24 protein-coding genes are annotated in these 23,794 nt (G+C 34.9%); 12 read left to right on the top strand and 12 right to left on the bottom strand.

What is annotated here, in order from left to right; genetic code table 11:
• Positions 1-65: 65 nt before the first annotated feature.
• Entirely contained in the window at positions 66-1,172 is a 1,107-nt protein-coding gene (aroB, locus tag AC6EJB_RS00595; protein WP_498491715.1) for a 3-dehydroquinate synthase, read from the top strand.
• On the opposite strand, the gene AC6EJB_RS00590 is transcribed toward aroB, so the two are convergent.
• On the bottom strand, positions 1,165-2,370 hold the full coding sequence (locus AC6EJB_RS00590) for a class I SAM-dependent methyltransferase (protein WP_498491714.1): 1,206 nt from the start codon (positions 2,368-2,370) through the stop codon (positions 1,165-1,167). The two genes, aroB and AC6EJB_RS00590, sit on opposite strands and share 8 nt — an antisense overlap.
• An 83-nt stretch (positions 2,371-2,453) precedes the next feature.
• Between AC6EJB_RS00590 and AC6EJB_RS00585 the strand changes: the two genes are divergently transcribed.
• Positions 2,454-3,203, top strand: a complete 750-nt coding sequence (locus tag AC6EJB_RS00585) for a TPM domain-containing protein (protein ID WP_498493062.1) — start codon at positions 2,454-2,456, stop codon at positions 3,201-3,203.
• Positions 3,204-3,244: 41 nt separating this feature from the next.
• Here the strand turns inward: AC6EJB_RS00585 and AC6EJB_RS00580 are convergent, their stop codons facing one another.
• Positions 3,245-4,081 carry a TIGR04168 family protein gene (locus tag AC6EJB_RS00580; RefSeq protein WP_498493060.1) on the bottom strand — a complete coding sequence of 279 codons (837 nt, stop codon included), beginning with the start codon at positions 4,079-4,081 and terminating at the stop codon, positions 3,245-3,247.
• Positions 4,082-4,146: 65 nt separating this feature from the next.
• On the opposite strand from AC6EJB_RS00580, the gene nadA reads away from it, so the two are divergent.
• Positions 4,147-5,118, top strand: coding sequence for a quinolinate synthase NadA (nadA, locus tag AC6EJB_RS00575; RefSeq protein WP_498493058.1), 972 nt, complete (start codon positions 4,147-4,149; stop codon positions 5,116-5,118).
• A gap of 14 nt (positions 5,119-5,132) precedes the next feature.
• Complete coding sequence (locus AC6EJB_RS00570; RefSeq protein ID WP_498491713.1) at positions 5,133-5,690, top strand: DUF1543 domain-containing protein; 558 nt, start codon at positions 5,133-5,135, stop codon at positions 5,688-5,690.
• Here the strand turns inward: AC6EJB_RS00570 and AC6EJB_RS00565 are convergent, their stop codons facing one another.
• Genes AC6EJB_RS00565 through AC6EJB_RS00550 form a run of 4 tightly spaced genes read right to left on the bottom strand, consistent with a single transcriptional unit; the run spans position 5,691 to position 9,289 of the window.
• Entirely contained in the window at positions 5,691-6,995 is a 1,305-nt protein-coding gene (locus AC6EJB_RS00565; RefSeq protein ID WP_498491712.1) for a S41 family peptidase, read from the bottom strand. It lies immediately after the preceding gene.
• A 53-nt stretch (positions 6,996-7,048) separates the two neighbouring features.
• On the bottom strand, positions 7,049-8,272 hold the full coding sequence (ispG, locus tag AC6EJB_RS00560) for a (E)-4-hydroxy-3-methylbut-2-enyl-diphosphate synthase (RefSeq protein ID WP_498491710.1): 1,224 nt from the start codon (positions 8,270-8,272) through the stop codon (positions 7,049-7,051).
• A 49-nt stretch (positions 8,273-8,321) separates the two neighbouring features.
• Positions 8,322-8,888 (bottom strand): uracil-DNA glycosylase, encoded by a 567-nt coding sequence (locus AC6EJB_RS00555; RefSeq protein WP_498491709.1) that lies wholly within the window; start codon positions 8,886-8,888, stop codon positions 8,322-8,324.
• Positions 8,885-9,289, bottom strand: a complete 405-nt coding sequence (locus AC6EJB_RS00550; RefSeq protein ID WP_498491708.1) for a lactoylglutathione lyase — start codon at positions 9,287-9,289, stop codon at positions 8,885-8,887. The genes AC6EJB_RS00555 and AC6EJB_RS00550 overlap by 4 nt, the downstream gene beginning before the upstream one ends.
• A 100-nt stretch (positions 9,290-9,389) precedes the next feature.
• On the opposite strand from AC6EJB_RS00550, the gene AC6EJB_RS00545 reads away from it, so the two are divergent.
• Genes AC6EJB_RS00545 through AC6EJB_RS00525 form a run of 5 tightly spaced genes read left to right on the top strand, consistent with a single transcriptional unit; the run spans position 9,390 to position 14,443 of the window.
• Positions 9,390-10,568: a pyridoxal phosphate-dependent aminotransferase gene (locus AC6EJB_RS00545; RefSeq protein WP_498491706.1), complete on the top strand. Its 1,179-nt coding sequence runs from the start codon at positions 9,390-9,392 to the stop codon at positions 10,566-10,568.
• 22 nt (positions 10,569-10,590) lie between these two features.
• The gene (locus AC6EJB_RS00540) at positions 10,591-11,484 is read left to right on the top strand and encodes a putative selenate ABC transporter substrate-binding protein (RefSeq protein ID WP_498491705.1); all 894 of its coding nucleotides are present in this window, start codon (positions 10,591-10,593) and stop codon (positions 11,482-11,484) included.
• Positions 11,481-12,218 (top strand): ATP-binding cassette domain-containing protein, encoded by a 738-nt coding sequence (locus AC6EJB_RS00535; protein WP_498491704.1) that lies wholly within the window; start codon positions 11,481-11,483, stop codon positions 12,216-12,218. The genes AC6EJB_RS00540 and AC6EJB_RS00535 overlap by 4 nt, the downstream gene beginning before the upstream one ends.
• A 2-nt stretch (positions 12,219-12,220) precedes the next feature.
• Entirely contained in the window at positions 12,221-13,771 is a 1,551-nt protein-coding gene (locus AC6EJB_RS00530; RefSeq protein ID WP_498491703.1) for a PhnE/PtxC family ABC transporter permease, read from the top strand.
• A 24-nt stretch (positions 13,772-13,795) separates the two neighbouring features.
• Positions 13,796-14,443 (top strand): GDSL-type esterase/lipase family protein, encoded by a 648-nt coding sequence (locus AC6EJB_RS00525; RefSeq protein WP_498491702.1) that lies wholly within the window; start codon positions 13,796-13,798, stop codon positions 14,441-14,443.
• Positions 14,444-14,448: 5 nt separating this feature from the next.
• On the opposite strand, the gene AC6EJB_RS00520 is transcribed toward AC6EJB_RS00525, so the two are convergent.
• From AC6EJB_RS00520 to AC6EJB_RS00510, 3 genes are all read right to left on the bottom strand, one after another.
• On the bottom strand, positions 14,449-15,192 hold the full coding sequence (locus tag AC6EJB_RS00520) for a TIGR00297 family protein (RefSeq protein ID WP_498491701.1): 744 nt from the start codon (positions 15,190-15,192) through the stop codon (positions 14,449-14,451).
• A gap of 62 nt (positions 15,193-15,254) precedes the next feature.
• Positions 15,255-16,019 carry a 16S rRNA (uracil(1498)-N(3))-methyltransferase gene (locus AC6EJB_RS00515; RefSeq protein ID WP_498491700.1) on the bottom strand — a complete coding sequence of 255 codons (765 nt, stop codon included), beginning with the start codon at positions 16,017-16,019 and terminating at the stop codon, positions 15,255-15,257.
• 6 nt (positions 16,020-16,025) lie between these two features.
• Positions 16,026-16,478 (bottom strand): DUF3531 family protein, encoded by a 453-nt coding sequence (locus tag AC6EJB_RS00510; protein WP_498491699.1) that lies wholly within the window; start codon positions 16,476-16,478, stop codon positions 16,026-16,028.
• A gap of 114 nt (positions 16,479-16,592) precedes the next feature.
• On the opposite strand from AC6EJB_RS00510, the gene AC6EJB_RS00505 reads away from it, so the two are divergent.
• On the top strand, positions 16,593-17,231 hold the full coding sequence (locus AC6EJB_RS00505) for an ABC transporter ATP-binding protein (protein WP_498491698.1): 639 nt from the start codon (positions 16,593-16,595) through the stop codon (positions 17,229-17,231).
• 3 nt (positions 17,232-17,234) lie between these two features.
• Positions 17,235-18,134, top strand: a complete 900-nt coding sequence (gene hslO, locus AC6EJB_RS00500) for an Hsp33 family molecular chaperone HslO (RefSeq protein WP_498491696.1) — start codon at positions 17,235-17,237, stop codon at positions 18,132-18,134.
• 4 nt (positions 18,135-18,138) lie between these two features.
• On the opposite strand, the gene AC6EJB_RS00495 is transcribed toward hslO, so the two are convergent.
• Genes AC6EJB_RS00495 through AC6EJB_RS00485 form a run of 3 tightly spaced genes read right to left on the bottom strand, consistent with a single transcriptional unit; the run spans position 18,139 to position 21,271 of the window.
• Positions 18,139-18,828, bottom strand: coding sequence for a CPP1-like family protein (locus AC6EJB_RS00495; protein ID WP_498491695.1), 690 nt, complete (start codon positions 18,826-18,828; stop codon positions 18,139-18,141).
• A gap of 55 nt (positions 18,829-18,883) precedes the next feature.
• On the bottom strand, positions 18,884-20,551 hold the full coding sequence (locus AC6EJB_RS00490) for a peptide chain release factor 3 (RefSeq protein ID WP_498491693.1): 1,668 nt from the start codon (positions 20,549-20,551) through the stop codon (positions 18,884-18,886).
• A 36-nt stretch (positions 20,552-20,587) separates the two neighbouring features.
• On the bottom strand, positions 20,588-21,271 hold the full coding sequence (locus AC6EJB_RS00485) for a class I SAM-dependent methyltransferase (protein ID WP_498491691.1): 684 nt from the start codon (positions 21,269-21,271) through the stop codon (positions 20,588-20,590).
• Positions 21,272-21,383: 112 nt separating this feature from the next.
• On the opposite strand from AC6EJB_RS00485, the gene nrdJ reads away from it, so the two are divergent.
• A complete protein-coding gene (gene nrdJ, locus AC6EJB_RS00480) occupies positions 21,384-23,720 on the top strand; it encodes a ribonucleoside-triphosphate reductase, adenosylcobalamin-dependent (RefSeq protein ID WP_498491690.1) in 2,337 nt (778 codons plus the stop codon).
• Positions 23,721-23,794: the final 74 nt, after the last annotated feature.

The raw sequence follows: 23,794 nt of genomic DNA, 5'->3' as shown, positions 1-23,794 counted from the left end.
TAATCACATTCCTATTTTGATAATTTAATCTTGTACATCAACAAAAATCTTATACCCACACACCTGTGAATAAAGACAACCTCCATATCAAAGTTTCATTAACAAGCAATCCGTACGAAATAGTTATTGGAGGAAATAGCCTTGAATGTATAGGAACTGAACTAATTAAAATTGGTTTTAAGGAAGGACTAAAAATATTAGTCGTCTCAAACCAGGAAGTCGCGGATCATTATGGTGATTGTGTAATTAAAAGTCTAATAAAAAGTAAATTCAATCCAAACCTTTTGATTTTAAAGGCCGGAGAAGAACAAAAAAATCAATCATCTATAGATTTAATTCACGATGAGGCCTATAACTCCAGGTTAGAAAGAGGATCTTTAATGATTGCCCTTGGAGGTGGCGTAATAGGAGACATGACTGGTTTTGCCGCTGCTACGTGGCTACGTGGCATTCATGTGGTTCAAATTCCAACGACCTTACTCGCCATGGTTGATGCTTCTATCGGGGGTAAAACAGGTATAAATCATTCAAAAGGTAAAAATCTAATAGGTGCATTTCATCAACCCAAATTAGTTTTAATAGATCCTAAAACATTAGGTACTCTCCCTGGAAGAGAGTTCAAAGCTGGAATGGCTGAAATAATAAAATATGGTGTCATATCAGATCTGGATCTATTCGAACTTCTTGAGAAACAAGAAAAAATTTCTGATTTATCAAGTTTAGAAGAGAACCTGCTATTGAAAATAATTGAGCGTTCTGCTAAATCCAAAGCAGAAATTGTTGTAAAAGATGAAAAGGAAAGCGGAGTAAGAGCATTTTTAAATTATGGACATACATTTGGCCATGTAATAGAGAATCTTTGTGGATACGGGAAATGGCTACATGGCGAGGCTGTCGCAATGGGTATGATTGCAGTCGGTCAACTAGCTATTCAAAGGGGCTTGTGGAATGAAATTGATGCAAAAAGGCAGAAACAACTAATAAAAAAAGCAGATTTACCCACCAAGTGGCCAGGACTTGATCTAGAAAATGTTTTAAGCTCGCTTCAAGGTGATAAAAAAGTCAAAGACGGAAAAGTAAGTTTCGTCATGCCTATGAAAATTGGCGCTGTAAAGATTTTCAATGATATTTCGAACAAAGAAATAAATGAATGCTTACAAAAACTTAGTTAATAGGCTCCTCAAGAAAACGGTTTCTTAAAATCAGATCTTTATTATCACACTTCAAAAAAGCCAACCACCTAAAGTCTCCTAGTCCCATAGGATCTACAAGTCTCAATAATGACTCTCTTCGAGCTAATAAACTAGTAATATCATTACTTGTTGCATTTTGAAGAGAATAAAGAAGTTTCGAAAGTCCTAATGCCAATAAAGCTTGTCCCTGCCTGGTCTCACCCATAAACTTCCATCCATTACTTAAAGCATAGTTAACGGTTGTTTCAATACATAAATGTGCGGTCAAATCACAAAAGCCAGCATCTTTTAAAATATTGGGATTTGCTTCTTGATTTCTATAAGATATGAGAGTTCCGTCATTCCTCATCGCATTATAATAACGCTTTGACTCCAAAGCATAGTCGACAACCAATAAAGAGCCGTTTATTAAAATCTTAGATAATCTTCTAAACCAAATTGGTAAATCACAATGCCATTCTGTAACCCATCCATTGCAAATATCCTTTGGTGGAAACTCAATATTCAAAAGACTTCTAGAGTCATTTAAAAATTCCTTTATCTCTGACGTAAGCTCTAGATCAACAAACTCCAAAAAATATTCATCATCTATTTTTCTCATAGAGACTCCTTGCCTAAAAGTATTATTATCTCTAAAAACTAATCTCTCTACAGGGAAAGCATCCAAAACCTCATTCGCTATGACTACTCCTGTTACTGGATTTAAGACGAGTTCGTCAAAATCACTCCAGCGGCAAGTAACCTTATCAAGCTTATTAACTACTTTTTCTTGTCGTCTTCTCATCCCAATATTAAGTTCAACTAAGACGAATTCAATTTTGCTAGTTAAAGTAGGTGCGATTTCATAAATAGCCTCAATCAAATCTCTTGATAGAGTTCCTTCGCCTGGACCAATCTCAACAATAGAAAATAAATCTGAATCAACTCCTGCTTTTTCCATATCAAGAAGCCAATCAACAATTTGAATAGCCAATAAACGTGCAAAATCATTACCTAAAGATGGAGAAGTGCAAAAATCACCATCAGTTCCAATTCTCAACCTTCCTGTTGAATAAAATCCATTTTCATGATCGTTTAAAACTAGATCCATATATTCATAAAAGCTAATTGAACCGCCAGCAATTCTGATTCGATCAATAAGCCATTTCGGACATCTCGCAGTCGGGTCAATCATCATGGAGAATAAGTTAAGAAAAAAACAAGTCCATGCTCAAGAAATCATTTAAGAAAGCCATAATTTTTTTTCTTGGACTAGCAATAATGCTCTCAATGGAAGGAGCCACTTTTGCTTACGATAATCCTGAACTATTACCAAAAGAACAAACACCCATAATTGATCTTGCAAAAGCTCTAAGTGAGAAGCAAAGATTAGAATTGGAAACCTCACTAAATTCTTATGAAGAAGAAACAGGTTGGAAAATAAGGGTGTTATCTCAATACGAAAAAACTCCTGGTCTAGCAGTAAAAGATTATTGGAAACTTGATGAAACTAGCTTACTCATCATCGCAGACCCAAGGGGAGGGAATTTACTAAGTTTCAATGTTGGAGATGCATATTTTGCATTAATGCCAAGAATATTTTGGGTGGAGTTGCAAACAAGATTTGGGAATCAATTTTATGTAAGAGACAACGGAGAAGATGGAGCAATTTTAGCTTCAATAAATGCTGTAGAAACTTGTCTAGATCGTGGAGGTTGCGAAGTAGTTCCTGGATTACCCCAGGAACAATGGCAATGGACATTATTAACCTCATTGCTGGGAGGAATCATTGCAGGTTTTGCCGCCTCACCGAGAAAAGCTAATGAATCATTTTCAATAGGATGGCTATTACTACTCTCACCTTTATGGATAATGCTCTTTGGGATTTTTGGCATTGCTCCTGTAGTAACAAGAACTACTGATATATTGCCTCTAATGAGGAATATTTTGGGATTTATAGGCTCTGCAATTGGTGCTTATTTAATTGCAGAAAAAAAATTCAAGGCCCCTGATTTAGATAAACAAAATTAGATTTACTAATTTAAGATGATTAAACATTCTTAAAAGATGAATTATATATTTAATAAATTTTCCTTATAAGCAATTGATGCATCATCTCGAAACCACCTATGCGACGCATGAATCAGTTTACCCTTTGAAAACTCTACCCAAGAGAAATGGCACAAATTCTCTCCTGCAGAATCAATACCTCTTCTAGGAACACAAGCTGCATTTAAATATGAAGTGCCCCAAAGATCTTGAGCAAAAGTTTTTCTAGTTCGATTCCCTCCAATTCTTAATTGATGATGAGTATGACCAAAAACAACTAATTCTGGAATCCTAAATTTACGAATTTGATCAACTGCTATACCAAGATCCTTATCCCCCCAATCCATTGATGGCAATTTCCAATCCCTGCCACAAGGGCTAGAAGACTCTGATCCAAGACCAACTGGTCCTGAATGAGCAAGAATTAACATCGGAAAATCTAAAGGTGCTGACTTTGCTGCTGATACGATCCTGAATACAGATTCATCAAGGGTAACCTCCCCAAATACCTCCTTAACTTCTGGAGCCAAGTAAAATCCGCCACCGGCACTGCAAGGTCTGGCTCCCACTACAGAGAGTTCATTTAACTTCCATTTAGATAAATTCCAAGAACAATTCTTTTCACCAAGTAAATCGAGTTGAGCTCTTAAAATATCTCCAGATCTATCCTGCCCCCTATCGTGATTTCCAAGTATTACTGAAGTTGGAATAGAGATTTTACTTATTGCCCTTGCGATTCTTAAATCCCCATCTGATAAATCACCAACAAATAGAACTCCATCAGGTTTCAATTCCAACAGCAAATCCAGATCATCCTGACTCCAGGACCCATGTAAATCACCAGCAATAGCAATTCGGATATCTGACAGTTTTTTTTTTAGTAAATTAACCTCTATACTGCCCCAACAAGTTCACTTGGAAACTAATTACCACTGTTTCCTATTACAAGACTGATACATCAGTCTCATATAAAGGTAAAAATCTCACTGATGAGATCAATTTTTTGCGGAAAAAAAGAAATGCAATAATTCTTGCTCATTACTACCAAGAGCCTGCAATACAAGATATTGCAGATTTTATTGGGGACTCACTCGAATTATCTAGAAAAGCCTCTGAAACAAATGCCGACGTAATTGTTTTTTGTGGCGTTCATTTTATGGCTGAGACAGCAAAGATCTTATGCCCAAATAAAACTGTTCTTCTTCCTGATTTTGATGCTGGATGCACACTCGCAGACGACTGCCAACCCGATGAATTCCAGGCATTCTTGGATAAACATCCCGGTCATTTTGCCATCAGTTATATAAATTGCAGCGCAGCTGTGAAGGCCAAAAGTGATCTAATTTGTACAAGTAGTAATGCTGTTGATCTTGTAAAAAAATTGCCAAAAGATCTACCAATTTTATTTTCCCCAGATAGAAATCTTGGTAGATGGGTTGAACGTCAAAGTGGTAGAAAATTAACCTTGTGGCCTGGGAGATGTCTCGTACATGAGACTTTTAATGAAGAATCTCTAATAAAGTTAAAAATCCAGAACCCAACTGCTGAAGTGCTTGCGCACCCAGAGTGTCAAGAGAGCCTATTAGATTTAGCTGATTTCATAGGTTCAACGAGCAAATTACTCAATTACTCTCAGAAAAGTAAAAATGATAGATTCATTGTCCTCACTGAACCAGGAATAATTCATCAAATGCGATTAAAAGACCCTTTAAAGATATATCTTGAAGTTCCTGGAATAGATGGGTGCAGCTGCAATGAATGCCCATATATGAGAATGAATACCTTAGAGAAAGTATATAAGTGTCTAAAAGAAATGAATCCAGAATTAAAAATGGATGAACAAATTAGGTCAATGGCCTATATACCAATTAAAAAGATGCTTGATATGAGTAATTAATTAATTAAAAAAAAATGACTTTATCCCTATTTATTGTTGTATTAGGGGGTAGAAGTTTAAAAAGTAATATAGAAATACACGATGTAAGATGGGTATTAGGCGAGTCAATTGAGGACACTTTTCCTGAACTTAGAGAACAATGGTTAGGGAAGAAAAGCGGACTTCATATTGATAGTTATAAGTGTATAAAATATATTGATGGATACGAAATAGTAATATCTAATTCTAATGAAGATAATTTAATTAATTGTAAAAAAGAAGATTTATCTCTTTGGTTTGTTAATTTAGGGGGCTACGATCCAAAGAAAATGTATGAAGGTCATGAATTCACTTTAATTGTTGCAAAAAAAGCAGTAGATGCAAAGAAAAAAGCAAAAAAAGAATGGGAATCAAATCTAAAGAACAAACATAATGATGACTATTCAGGCATTAAGAACTTTGAGCAAGTTGATGATTTACATTCTATTAAGAAAATAAAAAGCTGGGAAATAAACTTAATCAAAGACTCTGAAGGAAGGAGCCAGAAACTTATTCCTGATTGGTACGGATATATGAGAATTGATAAATTCTAACTATTTCCTTAGTGCATATCTTAAATTTGATTTAGTGGGATTATAAGAGTTTTTATTATTTTCGCTTCTGTACTTTTTAAGTAATATATTCTCAGCTACTATGTACTGACTATCTTTTAAAGTTCCAAGATCTGAATTGGTGAATTTATCTTTTTTATTCAACAAAAAATCTGCTTTAATATCTGGCTCTATTCCATTTTTATTAATATCTTTTCCACTAGGTGTTAAATATTTAGCAACAGTAACTGTTAGTCCTGAGCCATCAGAAAGAGATCTTACAGACTGAACAAGTCCTTTTCCAAAAGTCTTTTTACCAACCAATATTCCTCTATTATTATCTTTAATAGCTCCTGAGAGTATCTCACTAGCACTAGCAGATCCTTCATCGATTAAAACAACAACTGGTTTATTAGTTAATGCCCTGCTTTTTGCTTTCCTAACATCAGTAATTCCATCTTTTGTTTTTGTACTAACAATAATTCCAGTATTTATCCATTGTCTAGCAATTTCAATGCTTGCCTCTAGCAAGCCTCCAGGATTACTTCTAAGATCTAATACATAACCAAAAGGTTTTTGCTTTTCTAATTTTTTAATAGATAAACTCATTTCTTTTGGAGATTTTGCATTGAATTGTTTTAATCTTAGATAACCAATTTTTGCTCCTATAATTGTATTATTTATTCGACTATCAACTACATTGATTTCTATTCTATCTCTTATTAATGAGACCTTTAAGAACTCATCTTTTCTCATTATACCTAGTTCAACTTTTGTTCCTTTCTTACCACGAATAAGTTTAACTGTACTATCTATACTCAATCCCTCTATGGGCTTACCATCAATAGAGATTATGACATCCTCGGGTTTAATCCCCGCAAAAAAGGCTGGAGTACCCTCTATTGGAGAAACAACGACAATTTCCTTAGTAACTTCATCTAGGGAAATTTGAATACCTACCCCCATTAATTCTCCTGTTGTATCTATTCTCATTTCATTGAATTCTTTAGGATTTAAAAACCTCGTATATGGATCATCTAGTTTTGTTAGCATATCTTTTATAACAATGTATGCATCATCATTAGAAAGATATTTAGTTGATAATATTTCCTTTCTTAATTTAATCCAATCATCTACTTTATATTTTCCTGAATAATCCAAAAAATCCCGATATATTATTTGCCATACTTGATCAATTATCTCCTTTGGATTATTAGTAATTAAAGTAGAAGAATTTGCCTGAAAAGAAGAAGATGGCGAGGGGAAAAAAGCTATTAATAAAAATATTTTTAAAAATCTCTTAAACATAATTATCAAATAATTTTTCTAAATATTAAAACAATTAAAATATATATTCTTTTTTAAGGGTCTACCCATTTACCGTCTTCTTTAATTAAATCAACTAAGGCCTGAACACCCTCATCCTCAGGTACCCTTTTAATTTCATCTCTATTTCTATAAAGAGCAATGGTTCCAACACCTTTCCCTACATAACCATAGTCAGCATCTGCCATCTCTCCAGGTCCATTAACGATACAACCCATAACTGCTATATCTAGTCCAGTCAAATGAACGGTAGCTGCTCTAACTTTTGCCACAACTTCTTCTAAGTTAAATAATGTTCTACCGCAGCTAGGACAGCTAATATATTCGACCATAGTTTTTCTCAGGCCGACTGCTTGCAAAATTGAATATGCAACCGGTATTTCCTTTTCAGGCGCCTCAGTAAGAGAAACTCTTATTGTGTCACCAATGCCCTCTGATAATAATGTTCCAATACCAGCAGTACTTTTTATTCTTCCATAATCTCCATCACCAGCTTCAGTTACACCCAAATGCAAAGGATAATTAAATCCCTCTTTATCCATTGTGTCAGCCATCATTCTATAAGCAGCGAGCATCACAGGAGGTCGAGAAGCCTTCATTGAAACTACAATATTGTGAAAGTCTAATGAATCACAAATTCGAATAAATTCCATAGCTGATTCAACCATTCCAAAAGGTGTATCTCCATATGCAAATAACATTCTTTCTGCTAAAGATCCATGATTAACTCCTATTCTAAGTGCCTTATTTTGCTCTTTTAAAGTATTAACAATTGGTTCAAATTTTTGGATAATCTTCTCTTTAATTGCTTTTATTTCATCGTCAGTAAATTCAGTTCTATTAGGATCAGGTCTTTCAAAAACAAATAATCCAGGGTTGATCCGAACTTTGTCTACATGCTTTGCAACCTCTAGAGCTATTTTCATTCCATTGTGGTGAACATCCGCTACTAATGGAACTGGTTGATAAGTCGTAGCTAAAAGTTTCTTTATCTCCCCAACTGCTTTTGCGCTTGCAAGAGTGGGAACCGTTAATCTAACAATCTCACATCCTATTTCATGCAGTCTTCTTATTGCAGCGGTTGAACCCTCAATATCCATCGTATCTTCATTAATCATTGACTGAACACGAACTGGATTATCCCCTCCGATGCCAATATCTCCAACCATTACAGGTCTAGTATCTCTACGAATAATTCTGGTGCTATAACGCTGTGAAACATTATTTTCATTCTTATCTTTTTCCAGGGTCGCAATCATGAGTTAACAATTGAGCCTCTTTAATAATCAAGAATGACATATTTGAGGGCTATTTTAAAGCATCAATTTTTTCTTTCATTTTTAAAAAATCAGATTTAGTTAAACTCATTGGAGTTCCTTCCTCTTTTGATTGATTTCTAAGTAAATAAGCAGGATGAAAAATAGGCATGACGAGCCTTCCATCCCAATCAATCCATTTACCCCTGAGAATGCTTATGGGGGACTTATTTTTTAAAATTGCTTCTAATGCTGTAGCACCAACAAGAACTATAATTTTTGGATTTACAAGTTTGATTTGTTGATACAACCACGGAAGATTTTCCTCTATTTCAGTCTTTGTTGGGCGTCTATTTTTTGGAGGTCTACATTTGACCACGTTGCAAAAATAAACATCTAGGCTGATATCAATCCCCGCATTTTGAAGCAATTGATCAAGTAATTTTCCAGATCTTCCAACAAATGGCTTTCCTAACTCCTCTTCCTTTGCACCTGGAGCTTCTCCAATAATCATTAACTTTGCAAAAGGGTTACCCCTTGATACAACAATTTTGTTAATAGTGTTGCTTAAATAAGAAACTTTAGAATCATCTTTATTAGAGGGATTGTTTTTGGTCAAATCAAAGCTTCCTTATCTGATCCTTTTAAAAGATAGGGCACCAAAATTAAAAATTGATTACCTTCTGGGTCAAGCATCCATTGCTCAGACCCGAAGTTTGCCAACTTTGGAATTCCCATTACACTACCTCCTATTTTCAATATCTCAGATGTCCAGTCCTTTAAGATTTTTGATGGATCCGCACAAGGTTCCCTTTGAAAACACAATGAGGTTGAGTTTCCTTTCCTTTGCCATTCGTGATTTTTATTAGGTCTATAAAAATGTATTTTGGATCGATTACTTAATGAAATAAAATAATGAGTTGCATCAAAACCTTTAATCACCTTGTCAGAGTTGATCTTGGCATAAAATCCTGACAATTCTTTAGGGTTTTTAGAAGCAATTACAAAGTTTATGTTCATCAAAGGCATGCAAGTATCTGATTAAGTAGTAAGTTTGTAATTAGATGAATTCACTTTAAAAGTGAATCTAAGAAATACATTTTGAAGTTATGCTTCGAAGATGACTGAAAAATCACAGATATCGATAAGAGCTCTCTCAATAAAACCTTCTCTAACTCTTGAGATCAGCGCAAAAGCTAAGGCTTTGAAAGCTGAAGGGAAAAATATTTGTAGTTTAAGCGCAGGGGAACCTGATTTCGATACCCCTGAATTTATTATCGATGCAACTTTAAAAGCATTAAAAGATGGAAAAACTCGTTATGGGCCAGCCGCAGGAGATCCTGAATTAAGAGAGGCTATTGCGCAAAAACAATCAACTATTAATAAAGTTCCTACAAACACAGACAATGTTTTGGTAACCAATGGAGGCAAACAAGCTATATACAATTTATTTCAAGTAGTTTTAAATCCAGGAGATGAAGTTCTCATACCTTCACCTTATTGGCTTAGTTATCCTGAAATAACTCTTTTGGCTGGTGCAAAGCCAATTAAAATAAAATCTTCAACTAAAGATAATTTCAAAATAGATATCAATTCTCTGGAAGAAAGCGTAACTGAAAAAACAAGGTTATTAATTATTAACTCTCCAAGTAATCCAACAGGCTGCGTTTTAACCGAGCAAGAAATGCATAATATTTCTGAGTTTTTAAGAAGACATCCAAGAATTTTTTTAATGAGTGATGAAATTTATGAATTTCTTATTTCTCCAAATCATGTTCATCACAGTTTTGCAAAAATAGCACCAGATTTAAAAAATAGAATTTTCACAGTCAACGGATTCGCAAAGGCTTGGGCAATGACTGGCTGGAGGATTGGATACCTAACAGGAAATACCGAGGTAATAAAAAAAGCTATCGCTTTACAAAGTCAAAGCACAAGCAATGTATGTAGTTTTGCTCAAAAAGGAGCTATTGCAGCACTTCAAGGATCAAAAGATTGTGTTCATGAAATGGCGGAAATTTATAACAAGAGGAGGTTACTAATCATAGAAAGACTAAAAAAAATAAAAAATATTTCTTTTGTCCCTCCTAATGGAGCTTTCTATGTTTTCCCCGAAATAAAATTGGAGGAGATTGATTCAATAAGTTTCTGCAAGTTGGCGCTCGAAAAGGTTGGTCTAGCAATAGTTCCAGGAATTGCCTTCGGAGATGATAAATGCATACGAATCTCCTACGCAGCTTCAAATGAAATGATCAATGATGGAATTGATCGACTAGAAAACTTATTAAATCTTTTATAAAATAATTATTCAAAAAATATCCATGCTAAAGCTCAGAAAAATAACTATTGCTCTTCTATCAATATTTAATTTATCTACTATTGGCTCATTAAAAGCAGAAGAAATCCTTCGTATTGGGGCAATACCAGATCAAAACCCAGAGCACCTGAATCGTTTATATAAGGTTTTATCCTCTGAATTAAGCGAGCAGCTCAATGTTCAAGTCCGTTATTTACCAGTTAATAATTATGCTGCAGCTGTAACAGCTTTTAGGACCGGGAATTTAGATTTAGTATGGTTCGGTGCTCTCACGGGAGTACAAGCAAGACTTCAAACCAAAGGATCCAAGGTAATAGCCCAAAGAGATATTGATGAGAAATTCCAAAGTGTTTTTATTGCAAACAAGAAAAGTTCAATCCAAAAAATAAATAACCTAAATGACATGAAAACACTAAAAGACAAGCGTTTTACTTTTGGCTCTGAAAGTTCAACATCAGGAAGATTAATGCCACAATATTTTTTAAGCAAATCAGGTATACAACTTAAAGATTTCAAAGGTGCAAGCCCAGGCTTTAGTGGTAGCCACGATGCAACATTAATGCTTGTGCAAAGTGGTTCATATGAGGCAGGTGCTCTTAGCAAAGAAGTATGGGAGAGAAATCTTGAGAGAGGACGCGTGGACCCCTCAAAAGTCTTTGTGATTTGGAATACTCCTTTTTATCATAATTATCATTGGCTTGCTCAAGGAGACCTAGATAAAAAGTTCAAAAATGGTTTTACGAAAGACCTCACAAATGTATTTTTAAGTTTCAATGAAGAGTCAAAAAAACAAAAAAAAATTCTCGAATTATTTAGCGCAAAGAAATTTATAATATCAAAAAACGATAATTACAATAAAATAGAAAAGATAGGTAGAGAAATTGGAAAGATTAAGTGACTAAGTTACTAGAATTAAAGAATGTAAGCCTTTATAGTCAGGAGAATATCAGAGTAAAAGATATTAATTTATCAATACATCAAGGTGAAAAGATAGCGCTTATTGGCAAAAGTGGCTCTGGCAAAAGTACATTAATCTCGATCGCGAATGGATCACTAATCCCAAACGAAGGGGATGTAATATGGAAAGGTTCTCACATTAACAATATCTCAAATATTGAGTCATCAAAAATAGGAACTATATGGCAGGATTTATCTTTGATAGAAGAGCTAAATGTCGCTCAGAATATAAACTGCGGAGCATTAGGTAAACACAATTTCATATGGGCTTTAAAAAATCTCCTTGGAGTCTTAGATAAAGGTTTATGCCAAGAATGCCTAGCAGCAGTCTTTCTCCCAAAAAAAACTATTTATTCCCATATAAATAAACTTTCTGGTGGGCAAAAAAAAAGAGTAGCAATTGCACGTCTTTTAAGACAAGAACCAGAGATTGTTCTTGGAGACGAACCTTTCTCAAATTTAGACCCTCTATTATCAGAAAATATCTTAAATTTATTTATTAATCAAAAAAATTATCTTAGAATTAAAATACCTGAGACCATACTAGTAAGTCTTCACCAAATAAATTTAATAAATAATTTTAATAGAGTTATTGGGTTAAAAGATGGAGAGATTATAATAGATAAAGAAATTCATAATATTACTCAATCGGAGTTTGATTGGCTATTTAATTGATAATGAAATTAATAAAACCAGTATCAACTTTATTAACATTAATCCCATCAATAGCCTTCATTCCCATTCTAATAGAAATCATCAAAGGGATTCATATTGGGGGTCTAAATATTATATTTCTATTCATAAGTTCAGCAATAAAACCATCGTTCAATCAAGAAGTAGTTAAAAGCGCATGGGAAGGGCTTCAAATAACAATTGCGACTGCTTTAACTAGCTGGGCTATAAGTATGCTTATTGGAATTCTTTTAGGTGTACTATCTACAGATTTATTTTGGAAAAATATTCCTAAATTTTATTATTTAGGTAAATTCATAAAATACTCATTAGCAATTCCAAGATCAATACATGAAGTAGTTTGGGGCTTGCTATTTATACAAATTTTAGGTTTGAATATTTGGGTGGCAATTATATCTATAGTCATTCCCTATTCAGCCTTAACAGCAAGAGTAATTTCAGCACAACTAGATAGTTTTGACACACAACCTCTAATCGCAATTAAGCAAACTGGATCTAATATTATGAGCTCATTTATAACTATTTTACTACCAAAGTTGATACCTATCGTATCTACATATGGAAGTTACAGATTTGAATGTGCTATTAGAGGTGTAACATTACTTGGAATATTTGGATTAGGAGGGATAGGAACAGAACTATATTTAACTTTAAAATCCTTTGAGTTCAATGAAATGTGGACTTGTTTGTGGATGCTTTGGTTGGTAATGATTTTATTAGAGAAATTTATAAGATTTTTAAGAAATTATTTATCTGAAAAGATTAGTTTGAAAAATTCTTTCTTAATTTCAGTCTCAATATTTTCACTATCGCTATCGTTAGGTATTAGTTGGCTTAATAATTTAAATTTTGAGATATTTACTCCCTTAAGCTTTTCATATTTAAATTTACCTTCACTCGTAGAGATAAGAAATGGATTTAATACCTTACCTCTATTTAAACTAATCATTACAACAATTTTAATAACTTTTTTCGCGTCTGGGATTGCAATAGGGACACCTCCACTTTTACTAGTTTTATTCCCAGGTAAATTCCTTCTAAAAGTTCAAAATCTTATTTGGATCTTCTTTAGATTGATACCTCCTCCATTGACCACTATACTTATTCTTTTTTTTACTAATCCTAATATATCTGTAGCCGCATTATCACTAGGAATTACACATATGGGTGTTATGGGAAGATTACTTACAGATAACATACTAAATCAAGAAAAAAGTATTTATCGAGTAATTAAAAGCAATGGTTCAAGCAAACAATCAGCAACACTTTATGGAATATTAGCCCCCCAAAGTAATAGTTACTTAGCTTATGGAGCATACAGAAGTGACGTTATCCTAAAGGAAACAGCACTTATAGGTGCAGTCGGAGGAGTAGGATTAGGGTGGCAATTACAGGAATCACTAAGCTCATTCGATTGGGCTCAAGTCATGATAATAACTGCTACTTTCTCTTTATTAACAATATCAGGAGAATTTTTATTTAACACTACTCAAAATTATTGGTTAAAGAATTCAACCAGAAATTTCATTAGTTAGTTATTTTATTCAACATATCTACTTATGAATAAATATCAAAAAAAATTAATCATAATTGGAGATAGTGGGGTTTACGGATGGGGAGATCTAGAGGGAGGTGGATGGTCAGAAAGATTAAGACAAAGCTGGTTAAATTTACAGGACGCCCCTATCATTTATTCCCTTGGAGTAAGAGGAGATGGATTAGAGAAAGTTGCTATAAGATATAAGAATGAGTGGGCAACAAGGGGAGAGTTAAGAAGAAAAGTTCCTGAAGGCATTTTGCTATCAATTGGATTAAATGATACCGCTAGAATTGGAAGAAAAGATGGCCGGCCCCAACTGACCGAAGATGCTTTTAAATTTGGCTTAAAACAATTAGTAAAAGAAATTAAGAATGAAGTACATATAATGGTTCTTGGATTAACACCTGTTAATGAAGACTCAATGCCTTTTGCAAAATGTCTTTGGTATTCAAATCAAGCTTGTTCTAAGTATGAAAATAAGATTGAAGAAACTTGCTTAGAATTAAATGTTCCATTTTTATCTATCCATGAAAAAATGATCAACTTATTATCATTTAAAGAATTACTCTCATCAGATGGAATACATCTGAATACTAAGGGTCATAAATGGATTTATGAACAAATTAGTGAATGGCCAGCACTCAAGAATTGGGCTGATTTAAAATAAATATTTCAAACAAAATTCAAATATAAAAAGATAGAAATTATAGCGGCTATAGATGTCTGGATAGAGTTAACTAATTCATTAGTCATCCAATCAATCTTATTCTGCACCACTGCTCCAATAAAACTTTCTAGAAAAGTTGCTAAATAGCCAGATAAGAAGACTATAAAAGCAACAGATAGTCCAGAAATGATCGATAAATTAAGCATAAACACAGTCATGATAAAACTTCCTAACAAACCAGCTATCGAACCTTCGATGCTTATTGCCCCCTCTGTTCCTGGTGGTACTGGCTTAAAAGTCGTAATTAGAAAAGTTCCTTTACCAAATCTTTTGCCAATTTCACTTGAAAAAGTATCGGAAAGCTTTGCACTGAAACTAGAAGCAAAGCCAACCATGAATAAATTTAAAAAAGTTGGCCAAAGACAACTTAATAAAGCGAGGGAACAACCTGTTGCTGCAGACCCCCACACATTTTCAGGGCCACGTTGACCACCTCTTGCTTCAGCAATCCCTCGGGAAGCCTTGTTTTTGTATCCAATTTTTGTAACTAAAGTTCCCAACAAGAGATATACACAAACTGATATCCAACCATTCCAACCAATAGATCCTAATAAAAGTGTTCCAAGTATTCCAGCATGAATCCAACCTTCCTTAGTTAAAAATGGAAGCCTATGTCCTAAAAATATAAACAAGAAGTTAATCAAAAAAGCATTGATCCAAATACCGCTAATTAAAGAAAAGTTAGACATCGTTCCTAATCGGCATTCCTGTTCTAAACAATAGACGGTTTTATGATCAAAAATATTCAATCTTAAAGGGATAATTTAAGTCTTCTCCAGGAAGTCATTAACTGACAGGCACATACGGCAGCAGTTGATGTTCTCAAAATAGTTTCTCCCATAGATACCCCAGACAAGCCAGAGTCAAAAGCTAATACCTCTTCGTCTTTATTCCAGCCTCCCTCTGGACCAACTACCACCCAAACTTGATTGACTTTATTTGGTGTTTCTTTTAACCAATTCACACAATCTTGCAAGTTTTGAATACGTGTTGTAGCAAATCCGATTTGAGCTTCGGAAGGCAAATCATTTATCCAATTAGAAAATGTCAATGCCTGCATTAGTTCTGGACTCCAGAGTCTTTCAGATTGCTCAACGGCTTCCTGAATAATTTTTTGAAATCTAATAATTTTTTCGTTATTGCATTCTTTAACTACTGATCGTTTTGAAATTAATGGTTGAATAATGTCAACTCCTATCTCACAACTCATTTGCAAAAAGTTTTCAAACCCCTTTTTAGGAATAACAACAGCAATTCCTATTAATGGTCTCTGTCTTAAAACGACTTGAAGAGGTTTATCAAAACCATTGGTTAATTTTATAGTTTTTTTTTCAACAATTTTTGCGTTCCAAAGATGACCTTTTCCATCAACAACCTCAAAAAGGTCTTCAGATCTCATCCTCATAACCCTAGATAAATAATGAGATTCATTAGAGGTCAACATCAACTCTCCATTTGAATCGATTTCATCACTTAATCGATTTGGATTAATAAATAATCTTCTTTTCTCAGCCATAGAAAATTAATCTGTTGAAGAAAAAATTGCATCAGGATGTTCTTCTACTGGCCAATCTTGATTGACTCCTCCGATAATTAGTTCCTCTATTTTTACAACATCAACATCCATTTGTTTAAGTACATTTATCAAAACGTCAATTGCGATGAGGTCAGAAGTACCTAAATCGACCCAACATCTAGCCCAACACTCATTAAATTCAAATTCTCCAAGATTATGCATTAATGATGGAAGATTATTAGAAGAGGTATCGTCATTTTCATAGCTCATCCAACTGACATCAGAACCCATTTCATGCGTTTGCAAATTTTCAGAATTAAACCCCCCAAGTCTGCCTAGCACATACCAAGAATCAAAAATACCATCGATGTATTCTTTTTCTCCCTTACTTGGGACCTCAGAATATCTAAGCCATATCCAACAATTGAAAGGATCAACTTCACGAAATCGAACTTCCATAAACAATAGATCTTAAAAAAGAAAAACTAAAAGATATCAAACATAATCTAATGTAAGTTGATTAAAGAAAATTGAAAAATCTTTATTTGATTGATCAAAGCCTCAATAAAAAGAATGCTTAGTTTACAAAATATTTATTACCATCCCTCAACAGCAGAGAAACCAATCCTTAGAGATTTGTGTTTAAAATCAAATAATGGAAAAATCACAATAGTAAGTGGACCCAGTGGAAGTGGAAAAACTACATTGGTAGAAATCATTAGCGGTCTATCAGGATATCAAAAAGGAGAGATAACATGGTTCAACAAAACTCTAAATGCACGTCAGCGCAGGTGGTTATGTGGATTAGTTTTTCAATTTCCAGAAAGATATTTCCTTGGATTATCGGTAGCTCAAGAATTACGTCTTGGACATAAGAGGTTAACGACTGAAGAACAAATTTCAGCTCTCACAAAGGTGGGGTTGATCAACTTAGATTTAAAGAAGCCGCCAGAATCTCTTAGTGGAGGACAACAACGACGACTAGCCATTGCTGTTCAACTATTAAGGAGTCCAAAAGTACTTTTATTGGACGAGCCAACAGCGGGTTTAGATTGGTCAGTGAGAAACGGAATTATAGAATTACTTGTAAAGCTTAAAGACAAGCAAACCATTTTAATAGTTACACATGAACCGGAACTTTTTAAAAATTTGAATACCGACAATTATGAGTTGCACAATGGTCAACTTATCCCTGAGAAACAATTCAACTAATCAATGACAGATTCACTAGTAAGAGCTACGGCTGCGAAAGGAGGGATCAGGCTAGTCGCCGTATCAACAACTGAATCAACAAAAGAAGCAAAAGAAAGACATTCTCTTTCATATTTAACTTCTGCAATTGTAGGTAGGGCCATGAGTGCAAGCCTCTTGCTTGCAAGCTCAATGAAGGTAAATCATGGAAGGGTGACTTTAAGGGTAAGCTCAAATGGACCACTAAAAGGATTAACTATTGATGCGGGTAGAGATGGAAGTGTGAGAGGTTATGTTGGCGATCCAAGTCTTGAATTAGACCTAATTAAAAATAAAAGCAATCACTATACATTTGATTTTAGAAAAGCTACAGGTATTGGCTATCTTCATGTTATTAGAGACGATGGTAGGGGTGAGCCCCACAACAGCACAGTTGAATTAATTAGTGGAGGTATAGGTGAAGACATAGCTTCCTATTTATTACATTCTGAACAAACACCATCAGCTGTATTTGTTGGAGAAAGAATTAATCAGAATGGAATAGTTTGTAGCGGAGGACTGTTAGCACAAATACTACCCAAAGCAGAACGAGATTATTCATTGATAGCCCTACTTGAAGATCGATGTAAAGAAATTAAATCTTTTAGTGAATTACTAAGCAAAAAAGGGACTAACCTTATTTCTCTAATTGAAGAAATTTTTCCTGATCTTGATCAATCGCATTCAGATATTATTAGAACATCTCAAGAAGTTCGTTTCAAATGTAGATGTTCAAGAGAAAGAAGCCTATCAGCATTGAAGATATTGGGGAAAAAAGAGCTTCAGGAAATGATAAAGGAGGATGGGAAAGCAGAACTCACATGTCAATTCTGCAAAAATGTTTATCTTGTTAACGAGGACGAATTGATATCTTTAATCGATTAAAGGATTAATCAAGGAAAATCACTCCTAACCAAAGTAAAAATACTGCGGGTATCGCCTCAAATTTGTCTGAAGACAATGATCCAGCGTTATCAATAAATGATTGAGCACCGCCTAAAAGTAATGCACCGGATAAAAGTCCAATACTAAGGAGAAGGATGCACCAGAGTATAGAGGAAAAGAAAGGCCTGCCTCTACGAGACTGACTAATGAATAAGCCTATTGTTGAGAATGAAAGTATTAATTCAACACTTTCAGAAGGCACAATTAAAACAAGTAAAAAAGCCAATATTCCAAGAGAAATTCTTATATTTAGTTCTTGTCCAGAGGGCAACTCTAAGCTTGGTAAAAAGTTAGATTTTGATGCCTCGTATTTAGAAAGATTTAAATTTTTCAACCTAGTGAGAAGAGAACCAGGTCCTATGTCACCAACTTTCTTTGCTTCATTTTCTTTCTTTGATGCGTTTATTGCCTCGTTACTTGCATTCCCAAGTTGTCTTGACTTAAGACTTACCATTAGCAGCGAGTCATAAGCAGCTTCTATTTTTGCTTTAGTGATTTGGTCTTCTCCTGCCTCAATTAACTTTTTGTCTCTTGCTTGTTGAATAGCATCAAAACTTGCACCCGAATTTATTCCCAGTATCAAATATGGATCTTGTGAGTTTGAATTTGATTGTGAATTAGTTCCAGGATCCATAGATTTTCAAAAAAAGATTTATGAACTCTGTTTATCAATTAAATATTAATCTACTTTAAAGGGAAACAGGATCAACACCGCTGACAACCGGAGCAACTGAGTTTAATTCCATTTCAGGATGTTCTTCCTTTAACTGATTTAGATTCCATTCATTTTTAAAAAGCAGCACTGGTCTAAGCCAAGCATCCTGGACAGTTTTGCAATTAAAAATCCTCCCAACCTTCTCCAAAGCCGGCCATCCCCCATTTACCCATCTAGCTACTTGAAAACCCATTGGTTCAAGCCTAGTTTCCACTCCATATTCACTAGCAAGTCGATGTTGTACTACCTCAAGCTGAAGCTGACCAACTGCGGCCAAAATTGGATCTCTTTTGCTTGGATCTTTATCGTAAAGAATTTGGACAGCTCCCTCCTCTCTTAATTCATTGACACCTTTTCTAAAATTCTTAAAAGCTGAAGGATTTGGATTTCTTAACCAGCTAAATATCTCAGGGCTAAAACATGGAATCCCCTCAAATTCAACTCTTTGTCCAATAAATAATGTATCTCCAATCGAAAACATCCCTGGATTATTCAAACCAATAACATCCCCAGGGTAAGCATCATCTACAACGGCCCTATCTTGACCAAAAATCTTTTGAGGCCTTGAAAGCCTGATTTGTTTACCCGTCCTAGCATGTTGAACTGTCATATCTTTTTTAAACCTCCCACTACATACACGCACGAAAGCCACTCTATCTCTATGTTTTGGATCCATATTTGCTTGTAATTTAAATACAAATCCACTAAATGATTTTCTTGTAGGAGCTATTGGTCCATCAAAGCTATTTCGAGCAACAGGTCCCTGAGATAGCTCAAGAAAATTATCTAAAAATGGTCTAACCCCGAAGTTGGTCATTGCAGACCCAAAAAACACAGGAGTTAATTCACCGGATAGTATTAATTCTTGATTTAAATCACAACCAGCTTCATCAAGGATCTCAATCTCTTCAAGTGCTTTTTTTAATAGTTCTTCTTCTACTAAATTTTTAACTTCCGGATCATTAATTTTCAGCCTTATTTCACTAGATTGCTTTCCTCTTTCCGCTCGAGAAAATAAAACAACTTCTTTAGTGGCACGCTCAACAACACCTCTAAAAAGCTCACCACTTCCTATTGGCCAATTGACTGCAAAGGTTGATAATCCTAATTCAGACTCAATCTCATCTAATAATTCCAGAGGTTCTTGACCTGGCCTATCCATCTTATTGATGAACGTAAAAATTGGTATTTGACGCATTCTGCAAACCTCAAAAAGCTTTCTTGTTTGCGGTTCAAGTCCTTTCGCTGCATCCTCAAGCATCACAGCATTATCAGCAGCGGCAAGTGTCCTATAGGTATCTTCCGAAAAATCCTGGTGACCAGGGGTATCTAATAAATTAATGGTCTTATCTTTATAAGCAAATTGCAACACAGTTGATGTGATTGATATGCCTCTTTGTTTCTCAAGCTCCATCCAGTCAGAAGTAACTTTTCTCTGCTCTCCTCTTGCTTTTACTGCTCCTGCTTGTTGAATAGCTCCGCCATAAAGTAAAAGTTTTTCTGTCAAAGTGGTTTTCCCTGCATCAGGGTGGGAAATAATCGCAAAATTTCTTCTTTTACCAACTTCCTTACTTAAAGATATAGTTAGTTCTTCTTCTAAATTTGGTTCTAAATTAGTTTTGTCTTTGGGAGTTGATTTCATTATTTTTTTTGGTTGTTCAATTGTTCAGGGAAAAGATTAAATACACCCAATAATCTCAAAATAAAGCTCATCAACTTGAAAAACCTCTAATTGAGATAACCCTGCATCAACTAGCTGTTGAGATACTTCCTCAACTGTAAATGATGCCTTGAGAGATGCATGAAAATCCTTTTTTAGAATTTCTGGAGAATTTGAAAGATGTTTTTCTTCTAACTCAAATGCTTTTTCAATAGAATCAGGTCTTATTAAATCTCGATGAATATGGATAGAATTTGTTTTACCAAGTTTTTTTAATGCACCCCAAAAACAATAAGGATCATGCAGATGATGCAAGGCACTATTACTGACCAGGACATCAGCTTTAAAAGGAAAATGTATGTCATCTGACGCTATCGAATTAATGTCAATCAATTCATAAGAGATATTCTTCGTAAGATTTTCCGAAAGTCTGTTTTCTGCTTCATTCAACATTTCCTCTGAGCCATCAATTCCTACAACTTTTACAAAAGGCCAATTCTTGGCAATTCTCTCTGCAATATTTCCTGGTCCACATGCAATATCAAGAATTAAATCATTTTTATTAAGAGTTCTACCTGCTTTTTTTAAAAATTTATCAAGAGATTTAACAACCATAGATTCACTCCTGGAAAAATCTGCATCCGCATAAGCCCTTACCTGCGAAGGGATTTGCATAAGTTCTGGTTCCGGTGTTCTATTCATTACTAAAAGAAAAAATTTGTTTTTCCTTTGGAGCCCTGTAGATGGTGTTAAAAAAACTTGCTAACGCTATACATGGCGTTACTGTAGTACTTACCAAAGGGATACAAAGATTTTGACAATCGCAACAAGCCAGCCCGAAACAAATAATTCAGCATCGGGTAAAAAAAATGTTACAACTGATTTTCCAATAACTGCACCTGCAGCTAATCCAGTCTTTTACAGAACTTATAGCAGGAAACTTCCAGCAGGTCGTGAAAGCTGGGAGCAAGTAAACACACGAAACCTCGATGGCCTAAAGAAGCTTGGAGGATTAAACGAAGCAGAAATAAATTTAATGCAAAGAATGCAACAGGAGAAAAAAGCTCTTCCCTCCGGTAGATGGCTTTGGATAGGGGGAACAGAATGGATTGAGAAAGAGAAGAATTTTTCTGGAGCCTACAATTGCACCTCAACAAATCTTATTGATTGGCAAGCCTTCGGACTAATGATGGATTTAGCCATGATGGGTTGTGGAACGGGTGCAATAATAGAACCTCACTTAATTGATCAACTGCCTGAGGTTACAAATACAATTAATATTAAAAATGTTTCAGATATTGGGTTAACCCCTTCTGAAGAAAGAAATGAAAAAACTACATTCTCTATTCAAGATAATAATGTATTAATAAAAGTTGGTGATAGTAGACGTGGTTGGGTTGATAGCTATCAAAAAATCCTTGAACTAAGCAGTGACTGTAGTTTCAATTCTAAAGTTATTAATGTATCTATTGATTTAAAAGATGTAAGGCCGGCGGGTGAATCACTCAAAGGTTTCGGAGGCATGGCGAATCCTGTAAAACTCAAAGATTTATACCCTCGCGTAGCAAATCTTTTAAACAAAGCAGTAGGAAGAAAACTAACTTCAATTGAATGTTGTCTACTAATCGACGAAGCAGCTGTGACAATCGTTGCTGGTAATATCAGAAGAAGTGCGGGCATGCGCCAATTTTCATCTCAAGATTTAGAAGCGGCTGGTGCTAAAGAAAATTTATGGAAGCAAGACTCTGATGGCAATTGGAGTATTGACCCAGAGAAGGATGCCTTAAGGATGGCTAACCATACTCGTGTTTACCACACCAAACCTGAATTAGAAGTTATTGTCGATGCCGTTATTAAGCAATTCCATTCAGGTGAGGGAGCCATTCAATTTGCACCAGAAGCAATTGCTCGATCAAATGCAGACATACTTTCAACAGTAGAACTCAGGAATGAATTTATAGATATCTATTGTGACCAAGGGAAAGAAGAAGCCTCCAAATGGATTCAATCAAATTACGGTCCATTTGATGACAAAGAACTTTTTCACAGACTCAGTAGATATGGTCTTAATCCTTGCGGAGAAATTCTAGGTTCTGATTTTCACTGCAATCTTGCAGAAATCCATCTTAATCAAATTGATCCATTAGACATAAATCAACAAGAAGATGCTTTCAAAGCAGCAGCTTTATCAGTTGCCTGCCTCCTTAATCATCGATTCGAAGTAGAGCGCTACAGACAAAGTCGTGAATGGGATCCCATTGTTGGGGTCAGTTTCACAGGACTTTTTGACTTTTTTGTTCATGCCTTTGGGACTCCATGGTTGAAATGGTGGGAATCTGGACGACCTGAAACAAAAGAAGGAAAGGATTTTAAACTTAAAGAAGCTACTTTTCTGAGTCGATGGAGAAAAATTGTCAACGATACAGTATTTGATTATTGTGATAGACATAATATCCGCCGTCCCAGTCGTTGTACAACAGTTCAACCTGCGGGTACAAAAAGTCTTCTGACAGGGGCTTCACCAGGTTGGCATCCTCCAAAAGCTCAGCGTTTTATTAGAAGAATTACTTTTAGGAAGAACGATCCAGTTGCATTAGCATGCATGGATTATGGATACACAATCGTTCCTTCTCAATCAGATAAGGATGAAAATGGCAAGTTACTAGACAATCCATTTGATCCAAAGTGTACTGAGTGGCTAGTTGAAATACCGACTGAGGTAAGTTGGGCAAACATACCTGGCGCTGATGAAATTGATATTAATAACTTCTCAGCTCTTGCTCAATTTGATTTTTATATGCAAGTTCAAAAAAACTACACAGACCACAACACCTCTGCCACAATTGAATTCAGAGAAAATGAGATAGAGGGTTTAGCGAAAGCCCTTCATAGCTCAATAAACGAAAATAAAGGTTATATTTCAGCTGCATTGCTGGCAAGGTTTGATGCAAATGCAACCTTCCCAAGACTTCCTTTTGAACCTATTGACGAACAATGTTACACAAAACTGCAAGCGGAGGTCATAAAAAGACGAGACAATTGCGATTTCTTTGTTGCTCTTAGTCGATATGATCAAGGGGAACTTACGGAAGCCGGGCCAGCGGGATGCGATTCTGATAAATGCTTACTTCCACTTGCTAAACCATCTTAAGATCAGTCATTAAATCTTTAATGGTACATTTTTTATTAACCTAAAAAAGTTACTGATCTAATAAAACAAGTTTA

It is taken from the genome of Prochlorococcus sp. G4PB17 (genome assembly GCF_059772445.1).
Note: the sequence above shows the minus strand (reverse complement) of the source record. Positions and strands in the feature narration are given on the sequence as shown.